Consider the following 13868-nt stretch of genomic DNA (forward strand, 5'->3'; position numbering starts at 1 on the left):
GATGCAGCCCCAAAAGCGCTTAGGCAGCGCTTTTGGTCTTGAACTCGCGAATGGTTCCGATGATGCGGTCCTGATCAGCCTCGCTCAGATAGGCATGCATCGGCAGGCACAGGATGTTCTTCGGCAGCGTTTCCGACACGGCAAGGCCGCCCGGCGCGCGCATATAGTGCGCATATGCTTCCTGCAGATGCAGCGGCTTGACATAATAGATCACTGAAGGAATGCCGTTGGCCTGCAGATGCGCCTTGAGCGCGTCGCGGTTCTCGGTCTCGATGGCATATTGCGCCCAGGCCGAGCGTGAACCCTCCGGCATAAGGGCGACCTTGACCACATCCTTCAGGCCGTTGGCATAGCGCTTGGCCACGATCTGGCGCGCTTCCATCTCGTCTTCGAGAATGGCGAGCTTCTCAATGAGGACCGCCGCCTGGATCGTATCGAGGCGCGAATTCATGCCGACGCGCACATTGTCATACTGCGTCTCGCCCTTGCCGTGGAACAGGATGGAGCGCAACAGGTCGGCCAGCGCCGCGTCATTGGTGAACATGGCACCGCCGTCGCCATAGCAGCCCAGAGGTTTTGCCGGGTAGAAACTGGTCGCGCCGACATGGCCGAACGCGCCGCACATCGCATTGTCGCGCTTGCCGCCGATCGACTGCGCCGCATCTTCGATCACGAACAGGCCATACTTGTCGGCAATCGCCGATACCGAGGTGTAGTTGGCGGCGAGGCCGAACAGATCGACCGGGATGATGGCCTTTGGCTGCAACCGGCCTTCCGCCAGGACGGCCTTGATCGCCGCTTCCAGCTGCTCGACATTGATGTTGTAGGTGTCGGCGTCGACATCGATGAAAACCGGCTCCGCTCCGACAAGCGCCACGACCTCGGCGGTGGCGGCGAAGGTGAAGCTCGGGCAGAACACCGCATCACCCGGACCGATGCCGCGGGCCATCAGCGGAATCTGCAGGGCATCCGTGCCATTGGCACAGGCAACCACATGCTCGACACCGAGATATGCACCAAGACGCTTTTCGAACTCGGCAACTTCCGGTCCGAGAATATATTTGCCTTCACGCACCACTTTGGCGATTGCCGCATCAAGCTTGCTGCTAATCCGTTCACGCTGTGCGCCGAGATCGATGAACTGCATCATTGCTCCAATATCAATTGTTCCGCGAATCCGTCGCGGAAAACGGTCAAGACAACTCTTTAGAAGGGCCGTGGGAGGTCTGCCAGACGTTGTCGTTCAAAGTTTGTCCGGTCTTGTAACAACGCTTTACACTGAGCGCAATCTTGCAGCACTTGTGGGGCCGCAGGACGGATCAGCTCGCCTTGTCGTGCGCGACCGTGCCGGCGGTCAGAATCCGCAGGACGCGAATCGCTTCCTCACCATCGGTGACCGGCTCGCTGCGCGTGTTGATGCTGTCGATGAAATTCTGGCATTCCCGGGTCAGCGGCATGCCCTGCGCAATCTTGACATAGGTCGGCTCTTCCGTCGTCGACGCCCACTGGCCGTTATCCTGCCAGATCGAATGCTTGTAGACGGCAAGCTTCTTGTCCCACTGCTCCATGTCATCGAAAACGGCCATGGCCTTGGTTCCCACCACCGTAAGCCTGCGCTCGCGATAGGGATTGAGCCGCGAGGCAAAAAGGTGCCCGCGAATATTATTGGGAAAGCGCATGTGCAGATGGGCGAAATCGCTGAGGTGATCGAGCACCGCCGCGCCCTCGCCGCGCACTTCCAAAGGTTCGGTGCCGGTGATGGCCAGGATCATCGACAGGTCATGCGGCGCCAGATCCCAGAGGGCATCGTTTTCCGTGTGGAATTTTCCAAGACCGAGACGATGGGAATGGATATAGCGCACATCGCCGAGATCGCCCGCCTTGATGAGCTCCAGAAGCCGTTCGAATGCCGGATGAAAACGCAGGACGTGTCCGACCATGAAGATGCGCCCGTTGTCGCGCGCGGCCTTCACGGCGGCTTCCGCATCGGGAACGGTCAGGGCAATCGGCTTTTCGACGAGGACGTCCTTGCCATTGGTGACGGCGCGAATCGCCGCAGCCGCGTGAAATTGCGGCGGCAGGGCCATGACGATGGCATCGACCTCCGGATGGGTGAAAAGATCGTCGACTTCAATGTGCAGAACATTCTGCTCCGCGGCGAAGCCGGCGGCGCGATCGGTGTTCTGGTCGGAGACTGCAAACAGCGCCCCGAGACTCTTCAATGTCCGGATATGATTGCTGCCCCAATAGCCGCAACCCAGCACTGCAATCCGTGGAGCCATCTTTTCAGCCTTTTTCATATCGGCATCCATTATCCGCAGGAAGAAACGAACACAAGTCTTCGATACGGAGAAGATTGCTTGACAGGCCGTTGCTCCCCACATATATCCGCCCCGTCCCTGTCAATTGACAGCGCGTCCCCCGGTCCTCACTTGCAGGCTAGCCGTTCACGGGTCGCATGACATATGGGGCGAAGTAGCTCAGTAGGTTAGAGCAGAGGAATCATAATCCTTGTGTCGGGGGTTCGAATCCCTCCTTCGCTACCATTGTCACAGCCGACAAGCCGGCTCCCAGAAGACTGGATAGATACCCCTTTATTTGAACTACGTATTCGTCACCTTTGTGGCGAGGCATGACGATTACTTCTGCAACCAGCTCACGGAACGAACCTATGAGCTCACTATCGGGCGCAACATCCCCCTGTGAAAGGATGGAGGCCAGATTCTCTATGTTCTCCCGAAAGCGCTCTACGGCCTGCGGATGAAGCTCAATGACATTGGTGTCTTCACCGGCAGTTGCCAGATCGGCGTTAAGCCTATCTTTCTCCGCCCTCAATGAGGCAAGTAGCGGCTTGGCTTCATCATCGGATATTAGATCGGCAGCTATCTTACCAATCAATCTGTCTAGTTTGGATTGCGTCTCTGCCAACTTCTGCGAGGTTGTACCGCGACTTCTGCGAGCCTCCGACTCTATTCGCCGGCGCTCATCACGATAGGCTTTGACGTATTCCGCGATGATTATCGGATCTGCGAATTGGAGCCGTAACGCATCGATCACATGGGTTTCCACCTTCTCGATATAGTATCGCGCGGAATTGCTGCAGGAACGAGACTCCCGGTATGTGCTGCACTGAATACGCGGGCCGCTCCTGTCATGGCCAATCATAACCAGACCGCCTCCACATCCACCGCATTTCAGCAGCCCGCTAAGTACGCGCTTGTTCCTTGGTGCATGGTTAGCATGCACCCCGCCGACAGCTTCCTTGCGTGCCTGCACAGCATCAAAAAGCGTCTGGTCGATAATTCGAAGGTGCGGCACATCGGCATATCGAAACTCGGAGGGATCGTTTGGCCGTGATACCCGCTTGCCGGTCGCGGGGTCTTTCACCATGCGCACACGATTCCAGATGATGCGGCCCGAATAAATAGGATTGCGTAGAATGCCATTACCACGCTTGCCATTGCCATTGATCGTAGGAGCGGACCAGCGCGGACCGCGTGGCGCAGGAATGCCATCGTTGTTCAACGTACCCGCGATATCGCGCGGACTTTGACCAGCAGCGTAAGCTTTAAATATCCGAAGTACCGTTTCAGCCTCAGCAGGAACAATGCTTAGCTCGCCAGCCTCCCCCAGGATAGGGCTATATCCGTACGCCTTGCCACCTGCGTTGCGTTTATCGTCAATGACGCCCATGAGGCCACGCTTTACTTTGCGAGCCCCCTCCTCGCGCTGCATTTGGCCAACAATGCCGTGCATGCCGATCTGAAGAGAATCCTGCCTGCCGCCGTTGACGCAATTTATCTCAATGCCACGGAAATTCAGTTTCTTGTGTATGCCTGCTAGATCTTCCATATCGCGGCTGATGCGATCAGGTGCCTCTGATATCAAAACGTCAAAACCACCCTCATGAGCGGATTCCATTAAATCAGCCAATCCGGGACGACCGAACATCGAGGCGCCAGAGCGCGCTTTGTCTGAGTAACACGCAACTAAGCTGCACCCGATACGCACCGCGTATTCCGAGCATAGCATGATCTGGTCATCTACTGATTTATCGTTCTGAAGGTCAGTAGAGAACCGCGCATAGATGGCAGCACGCTTCATATTGTGACCTCGTTAAAATGCTCAGGCAGATTCCAGGGCTTTGCGCCATACCTCACGCGGAACCGGTTGTGGCCCTCAAAGATTTTTTTGGCTTCGGGAGATGAATCCTTGTCCCGCACAATGACATTCATTTTTACAAACTTCCACCATGTCCCTCCCTCGGCTACATAGTCGTGTTTGCGGCCTCCCGGCTGTAGCATCTTACGAACATCATCATCCGTTGTGCGCCAATGGTCAGGTATGCGATTATCCTTTGAGCGGTAATGATTGAAGCAATCGCCGCTCTTAATTTGAGCCGATCCATAAGAGATTACATCGTATGGGTTGAAATAGACGATCGTGCCGCCCCTGCTTCCCGCCAAAAAGTAGTCCCAATCCAATCGAGCGCAGACCTTCCGCGTGGCTCGGATCAGCGACACTCGGTGCTTTTTCTCTATCCGATTTGCGCCGAAGAATACGCGGTCAGCTAAATCCTCCACAGTGAATGAGCTGTCTGGATTCTCCAGAAACACTTTCTCAACCGCCCTTTCGATTTTTCCGGGTCCGCGGCTCATATAAGTGTTTCCAAGAGAATGTCGTACGTCGCATGGAAACACATAGTCATGGTGCCATTCGCCTATTATCGTTTGCGGCCTCCGGTGCGCGCGCGTCGATGCGGGCCTGTCGGCGGGCCATCGTGCGGATCATGCTCAAGAGCGGCTCTGATGCTAGCAAAGGCGGTTTGGCTTTAATCAATATCATCTTTGACTCACCTTCCTTCTGGTTATGGTTGCTAGTCGGAATTATCTCGATCCAAACGCAAAATTGTGCAAACGGCCCCAACAAAAGTTTTTCGGACCGTTTTCAATAAAAAACGCGGGCAAGCTGAAACTTACCCGCGTCGATGGGTGGCCACCCGCGTCTTATCTTCTTTTCGATGGTCTCATTCCGGGCTCCTCGGGTTCGCCGCACTGGGGAGGTTGCGGCGGTTGTGGTTCTCCTCGCGCAGGTGGTGACTGCGTTGATGGTCGTGATTAGTGGAACCTGCTGTTGTACGCTGCCACCTGCCGGCGCCAGCGGCGTATAGAAGACGCGTGAAGGCCGGTCACATCAGCGATAACGTTGATCTCGTATCCGGCGCGCAGCATCGCCACAATCACATCCCGATGTTTGCTCTTGGTGCGCTCCAGCAGCGCCATGCGAGCCTGTGCTTGCCGGCGGATTCTGCTCGTATCGCCAGCCCATGGATTGCCCATCCGGTTGGCAATCGCATTACTGAGCATGATAGCCAGTTTGAGTTCTTGCTGGCTCTTCGCATTCTTGATGGTGTCGCGAGCAAGTTCGTGGAAATCCTGCCAGGAGATCTGCGTGTCTGGAAGGATGAAAGAATCGAGAGGCGTGCCGTGCGCATAGTCAACGCCGGCAATTGGCATGCGAGATGAAATCCGGGGTCTGTCTGCAAACTCTTCAAGATACATAGTGCGGCTCCTCGTTGCGTTCAGCAATAAACTTCTATATCAGTAAAAAACACCAACCTTGGTGCAAAGTCAACATTATTTATTGATGTTGGTGTTTTTTATTGAGGATAGCGCGATGAACCCTGCTCAATGTCGAGCTGCACGAGCAATGTTGGAATGGACGCAACCTGAATTAGCGAAGGAGGCCGGCGTCTCTGCGTCAACGATTCGAGATTTTGAAGCTTCTCGACGGATACCTATTGCGAATAATCTCGCGGCAATCGAACGCGCCCTCGTCGATGCAGGCGTGTTGTTTATCGATCCGAACGGCAATGGTCCTGGTGTGAGGCTGAGGGATCGATGATGAGACGATTTGGTGTAGCGTACCGGACGGGAGATATTTCCATCGATCAAGTGTTGGAAGTGATTCACAATAGCACTTTGCAGGTGCCCAACGAGTTGCAGATGGGAGGAGAGCAATACGACAGTTGGCTCGTCTTTATGATTGAACTTGTGGAAAAATTGCCAGAAGAGCATCCAGTGAGATTAGCATGCGGGAGCCTGTATACATACGGACAACACTGGAATTATCGGTCAACATGGGACGAGAAAAAATGCGCGACGCATTATACCACGCTCATTACTCGGCTTTGGCCAGTCCTGGATCGCGTCGCCTCGAATGGATCGGTGGGACGTTAGTCACCCCGCTTCCCAAACTTCGTTCAGTACTTTGGCGGCAAGCGCCGCCTTGTCGAAAGGCAAGAATCGCCCATAATGTTTGGCTACGGTGTCTGGGGTGTCCTGGATAGCATAGCTGGCCTGTTCGTATGATCCGGTCTTTTTAAGAATGTGCGTCGCGAGCACATCGCGCACATTGTGGGGGCCGTGTGGCAACAGACCCTTGATGGCGCCACGTTTCGTGAATGGGTTGTAAATGCCGTACCGCTGGATGATGAGACGCCATGCTTCGTAGAAAGTGGTTCTATCGTAGGAAGCATCTTCAGAACTAGACTTGACCGTCTTGATGAACAGTGTACCTGGATCCGCCGCTTCGGATAAGAGACATGCGCGATGGCGTTCAATGTATTGTTCTAGGCATTCATAAAGCCCAGCAAGATTTGGCAATATGAGCCTAAACGGTTTGTTCGCGAAATATGACGAGTCAGCATTCTTGAATGCAATTGCGGGAATGAAGACCTCCCAGCCCATTTCCTTATTGTTCCAGCGCAATTCTCCCCGCTTTAATTCGACAAGCTGGCGTTCGCTGCGAGGTAATTCGTGCCGCCGACACAACAACAGTTGCCTCAGGTTTTTTTGACGGAGGCCCAGATGGAGGCCAAGCCGTAACATCAATATTGAGCGAACAGACTCGGCGGCAGATTTGGGATACCGCTTCTCGTCTGGCATCAATCTAACTATCTCATCTGTAATCTTTCGATATTCGGCGACGGGACTGTCAGACTCTAGGATTGGTAAAATTGGTTCAAATGCATCACGATGTACGCGCGCTACCTTCTGTATTTCTTTTGCCCTGGTTAAACAGTGTTTGTGGCAAGCATCGCAAACTGAGTGCCAATTGCTAGATGCACTCTCTATGTCAGTTGCACTTATCAGGCCATCAATAGCCGAAAGAGTTTTCGCCAAAGACGGTGTTTGACGGAGCCACCCTGTTTCGGGGCGTGTCAGAGCAATCGCCAACCGTAACATGTCGATTTCCCAAGACGTGTAGAATCCTCTTCGCTGCTCTCTCCATCGGAGATACCAGTCCCAGACTGAGGGAAATGCAAGCAAGCCAAAAGTTAATTTGGCATGTGCAACGCCTAGACCACGGACGGGGCCACTCTCGCTTGCGACCAGCGCTCCAAACAATAATCCAAGATGTTCAACTTTTTGAGATGCCGTCTCCTCACCCCAAATACCATTTCGCTGGTATCCATACGCAACTAATGTGGCTGTCTTGAATCGCAACAGATCATTCATCTGATTCCTAAGATGGATAGGCGCTTCAACGCTTGCTCGATCGAGCTCTGGGTCTGCATCCTTGCCCAGAATAAGACGCTCTCTATCTATGGGATTTCGAAAGCTAATTGCGTATCGCTGCTTCATAGCGATAGCTTGAAAACGCCTGTAGTCAGTGGCGCCACTTACGATGACCCCCCTAACCCAAGCCAGTATTTTTTCCTGTTCATTTATAGGACGCGATTCAAAATCATCGGGCAAATGCCATGCCAAACGGCGACGTTCGGAATCTGCTATCTCTACGGGCTTAAATCCATAAGCAGCACGTGATTTATGCGGTAGCTTCGCTTTGAAATAGCCTGCAGGCAATTGATATCGACGCTCGATACGCTCAAGGACCTCAAAGCTTTCTATATTTCTGGGCGCTCGGGTAGCAGCCATCCAGCTCCAAAAAGTTTTTCGGTCAAATTTTTCACTTGGTTTAATTATGGCTCTGGTCAATGACCAAGTCGTGTCGCCATGTCTGTCCATATGGAGCCTTAGGGCGCCATGAAATGTTTCAGGATCTTCCCACGTAGCCCATAGAGCTTCCGGAAATTCGACCACTGATTTGGGCTTTGTACCCGGTTTGATTCGGGCGGGGAAAAGCTGATCGAGAGGATCCTCCTGAACAATATGCTGAGGCTTTATTCGAATTCTTTTTGTGCTGACGACGATCGGCACGGCTGCCGAGCCATCCAGCGTCTGCCTTTTATTAGACGTGGTAGGCTTCGTCGGTAGCTTCTTGATCTCACGAACAACTAGTTCAAAGATTGCGCTGATATCCTTTGACGCTTGAATCAATCCTTCTGGATCGATGTCGCACGCCTTACCAATGAGATACCAGTTGAAACCGTGCCCCAACCTTGGCGGATATCGCGCTTCCAGATAGCTCTCGCTAAGAAACTGTTGAAGCGATTGAACGTCATTTGGTGGGAAATATGCCGAAACTCGGATTTTGCAAAAATCTGAAATTTTGCGAACTATGATACGACGCATATAAGACACCTATCCGTGCAGTTGCTTGTACTCCCTCAACGCCTCTGCACGCCGAGCATCCAGGTAATCTGCGAAATCTTGTAAGTGAACACCTCTCGCACTTCGTTGGCTGGATTCTAGCCGCAGAAGAGGCAGGACAATTTCGCCAAGGCTGACCTTTCTCAGGAACTTCTCAACGGTTAAATGGGTGAAGAAGTCTCGACATAAGATTTCCACTGGAATGATTGTCATTGGGCCGTATTGAGCAAGCAAGAGGAAGCTAGTATTTAGCTTTGCGTTGTCGGCGTTGGGGTGTTTCATCAAAGCTCCTAGTGTATTGGCAACCACCTTCCCAAACTGGGACACCAACTGTAAAGTCCATCCATGAACACCATTTCAAATCACCTCCACACGTGCGGGCGCCATGAGGGCGCACCGCTTGATTGCGGAGATGGTCGTGAACTTCAAACGGAAGCGCCCGCGGATTGCGGCATGTGGTCTTTGTAAATCCCATAAGACAAATGGCGCCTGCCCTCGGCATAAGGACATGCGCCACGGCAATCGCAAGCGATATCTGGCCGACAGCGATCAACTGAAGTGTGAGGGTGTGATGGTTCCTACTGGAAGCAAATGAGGAATAGCTACTTTGCCATCCCATCTTTCAATTTCAACAATAGGTTGGAGATATTGGCCACGGTTTTAGGGTCGATGCCGTCTATCTCCGACGTCGCGAGAATTTCTGCCAGATAAAAATTCAGCTGTTTTTTACCAGATTTACCATCAAACCGTTGGCGAACTTTTTCCTTCGTCTCCTCTGCAATGAGGTCTTCTAATTTTTTACCAGCGAGACTGCTGTCCATATCCGCAAGTGTTAATGCTATACCGTCGGATAATATCCAGTCTGCTATGTACTTTTCTCTTGCCCTCTTCCCGGCAACATCATCGTCTAAAAGTATGCGAAATTGGCGACCCTCTGACAGAGCGCGAGAAATTGCGGGTCCCAATGATCCGGCACCGAAGCCTGGGACTATTCGCATACCCCCTGGTCTCTTCATCTGCCTCAATACATACTCGAATGCGTTGAAATCGCTTATCCCTTCAACGAAGACTTGAGGCCCAGAACCAACAAGAGCTGGCTCTTGGTACTGAAGTCTTTCCAAAACTGGTTGAAAATAGGATACACGGTCCGGTTGTTGGCTTACAAAATCGCGGTAAGACGTCACCTTAATATTCGTTGGTGTCGAAGAAAACGATGTAGCAAAATCGTCAGAATCATAGTCGACTGACTCATTCTCCACTATATATGCACCTGAGAGCCATTTGGGCTCAATCATATGGTGACTGTGTGTCGAGTAGAAGACTATATTTCCGTCTTTGGCTATCCTTTCAAAACTTTCCAAAAGTTGTGCCTGAGCCCTCGCATGCAAATTGGCAGCAGGTTCGTCAAAAAGAAATAACGTTACTTTACCTCCGCTTGACTTGAATCTAGTAAAAAGCAAGAACGAAAAGAACCAGCGAAAGCCCAATGATCGCTGATTAATTTGATACAAAGACTCTCCGTCCGATACGCTAAATGTCGCATACGGCAGGTCATTGAAACCAGGATCGATATTCCAATCAACCTTAATCTGTTTTGCGGAAACTGGGCGATTGAACACCCGTTGCCAGTTGCCGAGTACTTCTTTTGTAATGGCGGCAGACAGTTTATGAAAAACTGCTTCAACGCTGCGCTTGTCAGTGTCTTCGAAAAACTTGGGAAACCAAGAAGGCGTAGCGTCTCGCGCTTTGAAATCAGAAATTCTCTTAACAACATGGGTTTCGAGATTGAGGCCGCCATCGATAGAATCAAGAACGTCCTGCAACACTGATCGGTAATATCGGTTTACCGGCTTTTCATTTTCATGTTCGGACAGGTATATCTTTTGAGGCAAATCCACCAAGAATGTCGGAAAATATGCCATGTTCGGAAGCTTATTCTTGATCGAATTTACAGAGGCAATCCATAGATCTTTTTCGGACGAACCCTTATCCGGTCGTACATAATTTTTAGGTTTTTTGCTTTTCCCGTGAAGAATTATTGGTTCAAAACCGTTCCAGTAATTCATAAACTCTTTGTACGTGCTATCTTTGAACAAGTAAGCACGTTCCGCTGTCATCATGTCGGGAATGCTTTTCCGATCAAGAGAAAGCTTTTCGTCGGAAAAAATAGAAACAATATCGTCCTTATCTTTTTCTGTTAATTCAACAGTTGATGAGATAGATACTTTTCCGTTGAATGCTGCGCTCTCGTGGATGGGAATTAAACTTGCAATGTGCTGTTGCGCATACGGTCCATCAAAAAGTTGATTGTTGGTACGATCGGATGTGATGAAGTGTGAGAGTGCTTCTAGCACCGTTGTTTTCCCACTTTCATTTAACCCGATGAATGTAAGAATCTTGTTTTCTATACGGTTATGAAAATCAAACTCAGCAGATTCAATGCCTTTAAAATTCTTGATCGCAAACTTTTTAATTCTCGGCACTTTTCTCTCCGCCCGTAAATATTATTCTCCCACGTTATTCTTTAAGGCAACGAGCGTGCAAGTATTTATCTCCTTAGGTAATGGCATTGCCGCATAATTGTGCCACTTAACTCGTGACAATATCGCATCGCAATCCCAAATTAGAGAAAACTCTGCCCACCTCATACTCAAATATAAAAGGTGGGCAGGATTTTAACATAGCTACAACACCCGCGACTTCTGCGCTTTCCTCACGGTGGTCACGATGTGCGCAGGCAATTCGGCACGGTCACGCGCCATGGCTTGTTCAATCCGTGCAACCGCGCCAACGTCGGCGCCGCGGGCATCAATGGTCGGTGCGTAAGTCACTGAAACGGGCGAACTTCCACCACCGCCATAAGAAAGACTGGGCATGCTCGGGCCACGTAGCTTGTGGTTGGGAATGATTTGTGCGCCTTTCGGGACGTTCATCAATTCCGGGCCACGCTCACCGACCCATGAAAGACCACCAGGCGCATTGTCCGTGCCATCAGCAAAGCCTAAAATCTTACCGATGCCGCCTAGAATGCTACCACCTGACGAGCCGCCGCCAGTGGCGCCTGCGATATTGCTGAACAAGCTGTTGATTGCCTGATTCAGAGCCATATCGATGAGCTTGTCGCCAAGCCGGCCCAGTGCATTGCCAAGTGCCTCGGTGGCCTTCACGCCGTTGCGAAGATCAGAAACGAATCCGCTTGCGAAATCCAAAGCCAGGTCTCTGCTTTGGGCGAGCGACTCGTTCATACGAATGAGGCTCGCATTCAGCTCACCCTGTGGGGAATTCGGGTCCAGCCCGGCACTCTTAAGCTGAGAATAGACGCGCTGCTCTGTGGGCGACCTGAACATCTGTTCGCGTTCAAACGTCAAATCCTGCTGCAGTTTTAGTCCAGCTACCTTCTCCGCGGCCTTTCCGTACGACTCTGTCAGCTTATCGATTGCAGCGCGATATTCAGGCGTGAGCTTGCGGCCCTTGTCAGTCGCCTTTTGCAGAAGATCCAACTTAAATCGCAGCGTATCCTGTGCAGTACCGTTGAGACCAATTGTCTTGATCTCTTCGTTCATGCGGTCGATACGATCTTGCCCGCGCTTTAGATTGTCGCGCTCGGCGTTGGCGTCCTTGTCGACCTTCGGCTTGTCGACGTGATTGAGCGATTTGTTGGAAGACTCGAGTTTCTGAAGCTCTGGACCACCAAACCTTTGCTCAAAGTTGAAGCGCGTCTTAAACAATGCCTGAGCTTGGTCGAGCGCATCTTTTGTACTTGGCTTGCCAACGCGATCGCCCGTAAGACCGGCAACATTTGGCCCCCGAAGGCCTGCAGCAATATCGGCGACGGAAGACGACGGCATGCCGTAAATTGTGCCAATAGAGAATTTGGCGTCTTCCGCTTTTTTGATGAGCTTATCAAGCTCACTGGTCATGCTCGACAGGTCGAGAGACTTCCCGGACAAAAGGTCAATCTCATGGATCAAGTCTTTTGCCGATACTTCGCCATTCTTGAACTTTTCAATCATATCCTGAAGAGCAGTCTTTGCCTCACTATTCTTCAGTCCGTTGGCAGTCGAGCTTAAATCGGCCAGAGCCTTTTGATAATCATTCGGTGGTTGAATATTGGCTGCGGCATTCAGTTCGCGGAGTCCCTGCGCACCCTCTAGAAGCTCACCCTTAAGCTTTTGACTAAGCGCTGAACTCTGTATTGCTTCGTTGAAAGCGTCAAAGTCGCCCTTACCTTTCGCCAACTGCTCCCTGAATTTCAGAATCGCCGGCTCAGCCGCTTTGAATTTCTTGTCGACAACGAAATCGTCAGAGCCGGTGATGAAGCCCGACAATGCGACTTTTCCGAAGAATTCACGGTTACTCTGCTCCGCGACCTTTTTGGCCTCTTCTGCCTGCCTGCGTGTGATTGCGTCTAAAACGATGGATGCCGTGGCGCCATATTTTTCGGCGCTGGATTTAGCGCCGTCATAGTAGTCTTTTAGTTCTTTGATATACTCGCCATGCCTTTTGAGCACCTCATCGACGGTTGGAAGCTCCTTCGCGGCCATCAGCTTATAGGCCAGAAATGCAGCGCCACCAGCCGCTACGGCAGCAGTTGCCAACGGAAACTTTGTGACGATACCCATGGCCATATCGCCAACAGCCCGAACGGCGCCCATCGCCCCGCCAGGCCCGCTAGCAACATATGACAAATGGCTCAACTGTCCTGTAAGCGCCTGTACCGGCGAAATACCGAGCGCTAACTGTTCCGTGATACTGCGCACGGAGTGCTGCAGGGCCATCATCTGCGTTGGACCCAGTTGGCTGGAGCCGTGTCCACCAGCGGAATTGCGCCCCTTGATCGCCGCAATGCTGGCCAACGCGGCCTGACGTTCACGACTCATCGCAGCCGCCATTTCATCGGCAGAAACTGCGCCGAGGGCGTTGGCTGTCTTAATCTCAGCGATGGCAGCCTTGTAATTGCTGATGGTAGAAAAGACAGGATTGATCTTGGCGCGCAAGTCATCGAATTGCTTGCCTTGATCAGCCAAGGCGCCAGACCACTCTTTGGTGGCCTTGACGCCGACACCAACGATACCGTTGATTTGGTTCTGCAGGGCCGTGGTCATCGACTTGTCGACGCCCTTACCTACACTTTCAAATCGGCTCTGGATTTGAGCCGCCGACACACCGACATCGCTTACGAGTTTGTTGAGTGCGCGACTAATTGTGGAAGTGTCGGTGCTTACACCGATAATTAGATCATCGTTGTTGTTGTTGGCCATTTTGGCCTCCGTTGATATGAAAAAACCCGCTCAAAGGCGGGCGAAAAGGTGA

General features: G+C 51.9%; 10 protein-coding genes and 1 tRNA gene. 2 read left to right on the top strand and 9 right to left on the bottom strand.

Annotation, left to right across the window (positions count from 1 at the left end; all coding sequences use genetic code 11):
* Positions 1 to 19: 19 nt before the first annotated feature.
* Together ACP7B1_RS18700 and ACP7B1_RS18705 are read right to left on the bottom strand one after the other, a co-directional pair.
* Entirely contained in the window at positions 20 to 1147 is a 1128-nt protein-coding gene (locus ACP7B1_RS18700; RefSeq protein ID WP_403183988.1) for a DegT/DnrJ/EryC1/StrS family aminotransferase, read from the bottom strand.
* Positions 1148 to 1319: 172 nt separating this feature from the next.
* A complete protein-coding gene (locus ACP7B1_RS18705) occupies positions 1320 to 2282 on the bottom strand; it encodes a Gfo/Idh/MocA family protein (protein ID WP_223613445.1) in 963 nt (320 codons plus the stop codon).
* A 187-nt stretch (positions 2283 to 2469) separates the two neighbouring features.
* Here ACP7B1_RS18705 and ACP7B1_RS18710 point away from each other — a divergent pair.
* Positions 2470 to 2546, top strand: a tRNA-Met gene (locus ACP7B1_RS18710).
* Here ACP7B1_RS18710 and ACP7B1_RS18715 read toward each other — a convergent pair.
* The 3 genes from ACP7B1_RS18715 to ACP7B1_RS18725 all read right to left on the bottom strand — a co-directional run bounded on the left by ACP7B1_RS18715 (position 2503) and on the right by ACP7B1_RS18725 (position 5561).
* Positions 2503 to 4104 (bottom strand): recombinase family protein, encoded by a 1602-nt coding sequence (locus tag ACP7B1_RS18715; RefSeq protein ID WP_426137200.1) that lies wholly within the window; start codon positions 4102 to 4104, stop codon positions 2503 to 2505. The genes ACP7B1_RS18710 and ACP7B1_RS18715 overlap by 44 nt on opposite strands.
* On the bottom strand, positions 4101 to 4658 hold the full coding sequence (locus ACP7B1_RS18720) for a hypothetical protein (RefSeq protein ID WP_229489979.1): 558 nt from the start codon (positions 4656 to 4658) through the stop codon (positions 4101 to 4103). The genes ACP7B1_RS18715 and ACP7B1_RS18720 overlap by 4 nt, the downstream gene beginning before the upstream one ends.
* Positions 4659 to 5117: 459 nt before the next feature.
* Positions 5118 to 5561: a hypothetical protein gene (locus ACP7B1_RS18725; RefSeq protein ID WP_229489978.1), complete on the bottom strand. Its 444-nt coding sequence runs from the start codon at positions 5559 to 5561 to the stop codon at positions 5118 to 5120.
* Between the two features lie 115 nt (positions 5562 to 5676).
* Between ACP7B1_RS18725 and ACP7B1_RS18730 the strand changes: the two genes are divergently transcribed.
* Positions 5677 to 5904 (top strand): helix-turn-helix domain-containing protein, encoded by a 228-nt coding sequence (locus ACP7B1_RS18730; protein WP_426137177.1) that lies wholly within the window; start codon positions 5677 to 5679, stop codon positions 5902 to 5904.
* Between the two features lie 335 nt (positions 5905 to 6239).
* On the opposite strand, the gene ACP7B1_RS18735 is transcribed toward ACP7B1_RS18730, so the two are convergent.
* From ACP7B1_RS18735 to ACP7B1_RS18750, 4 genes are all read right to left on the bottom strand, one after another.
* Entirely contained in the window at positions 6240 to 8537 is a 2298-nt protein-coding gene (locus ACP7B1_RS18735; protein ID WP_229489977.1) for a hypothetical protein, read from the bottom strand.
* A 9-nt stretch (positions 8538 to 8546) separates the two neighbouring features.
* On the bottom strand, positions 8547 to 8837 hold the full coding sequence (locus tag ACP7B1_RS18740; protein ID WP_229489976.1) for a pyocin activator PrtN family protein: 291 nt from the start codon (positions 8835 to 8837) through the stop codon (positions 8547 to 8549).
* 320 nt (positions 8838 to 9157) lie between these two features.
* Positions 9158 to 11038 (bottom strand): AAA family ATPase, encoded by a 1881-nt coding sequence (locus ACP7B1_RS18745; RefSeq protein WP_229489975.1) that lies wholly within the window; start codon positions 11036 to 11038, stop codon positions 9158 to 9160.
* 201 nt (positions 11039 to 11239) lie between these two features.
* On the bottom strand, positions 11240 to 13816 hold the full coding sequence (locus tag ACP7B1_RS18750; protein ID WP_229489974.1) for a hypothetical protein: 2577 nt from the start codon (positions 13814 to 13816) through the stop codon (positions 11240 to 11242).
* Positions 13817 to 13868 lie beyond the last annotated feature (52 nt).

The organism is Phyllobacterium sp. SL163, from assembly GCF_049896885.1.
Lineage (GTDB): Bacteria > Pseudomonadota > Alphaproteobacteria > Rhizobiales > Rhizobiaceae > Phyllobacterium > Phyllobacterium calauticae.

Excerpts from the sequence above, each read along its gene's own strand:
- ACP7B1_RS18700 (WP_403183988.1), bottom strand. The coding sequence starts at position 1,147 with ATGCAGTTCATCGATCTCGGCGCACAGCGTGAACGGATTAGCAGCAAG.
- ACP7B1_RS18705 (WP_223613445.1), bottom strand. The coding sequence starts at position 2,282 with ATGGCTCCACGGATTGCAGTGCTGGGTTGCGGCTATTGGGGCAGCAAT.
- ACP7B1_RS18715 (WP_426137200.1), bottom strand. The coding sequence starts at position 4,104 with ATGAAGCGTGCTGCCATCTATGCGCGGTTCTCTACTGACCTTCAGAAC.
- ACP7B1_RS18720 (WP_229489979.1), bottom strand. The coding sequence starts at position 4,658 with ATGAGCCGCGGACCCGGAAAAATCGAAAGGGCGGTTGAGAAAGTGTTT.
- ACP7B1_RS18725 (WP_229489978.1), bottom strand. The coding sequence starts at position 5,561 with ATGTATCTTGAAGAGTTTGCAGACAGACCCCGGATTTCATCTCGCATG.
- ACP7B1_RS18730 (WP_426137177.1), top strand. The coding sequence starts at position 5,677 with ATGAACCCTGCTCAATGTCGAGCTGCACGAGCAATGTTGGAATGGACG.
- ACP7B1_RS18735 (WP_229489977.1), bottom strand. The coding sequence starts at position 8,537 with ATGCGTCGTATCATAGTTCGCAAAATTTCAGATTTTTGCAAAATCCGA.
- ACP7B1_RS18740 (WP_229489976.1), bottom strand. The coding sequence starts at position 8,837 with ATGAAACACCCCAACGCCGACAACGCAAAGCTAAATACTAGCTTCCTC.
- ACP7B1_RS18750 (WP_229489974.1), bottom strand. The coding sequence starts at position 13,816 with ATGGCCAACAACAACAACGATGATCTAATTATCGGTGTAAGCACCGAC.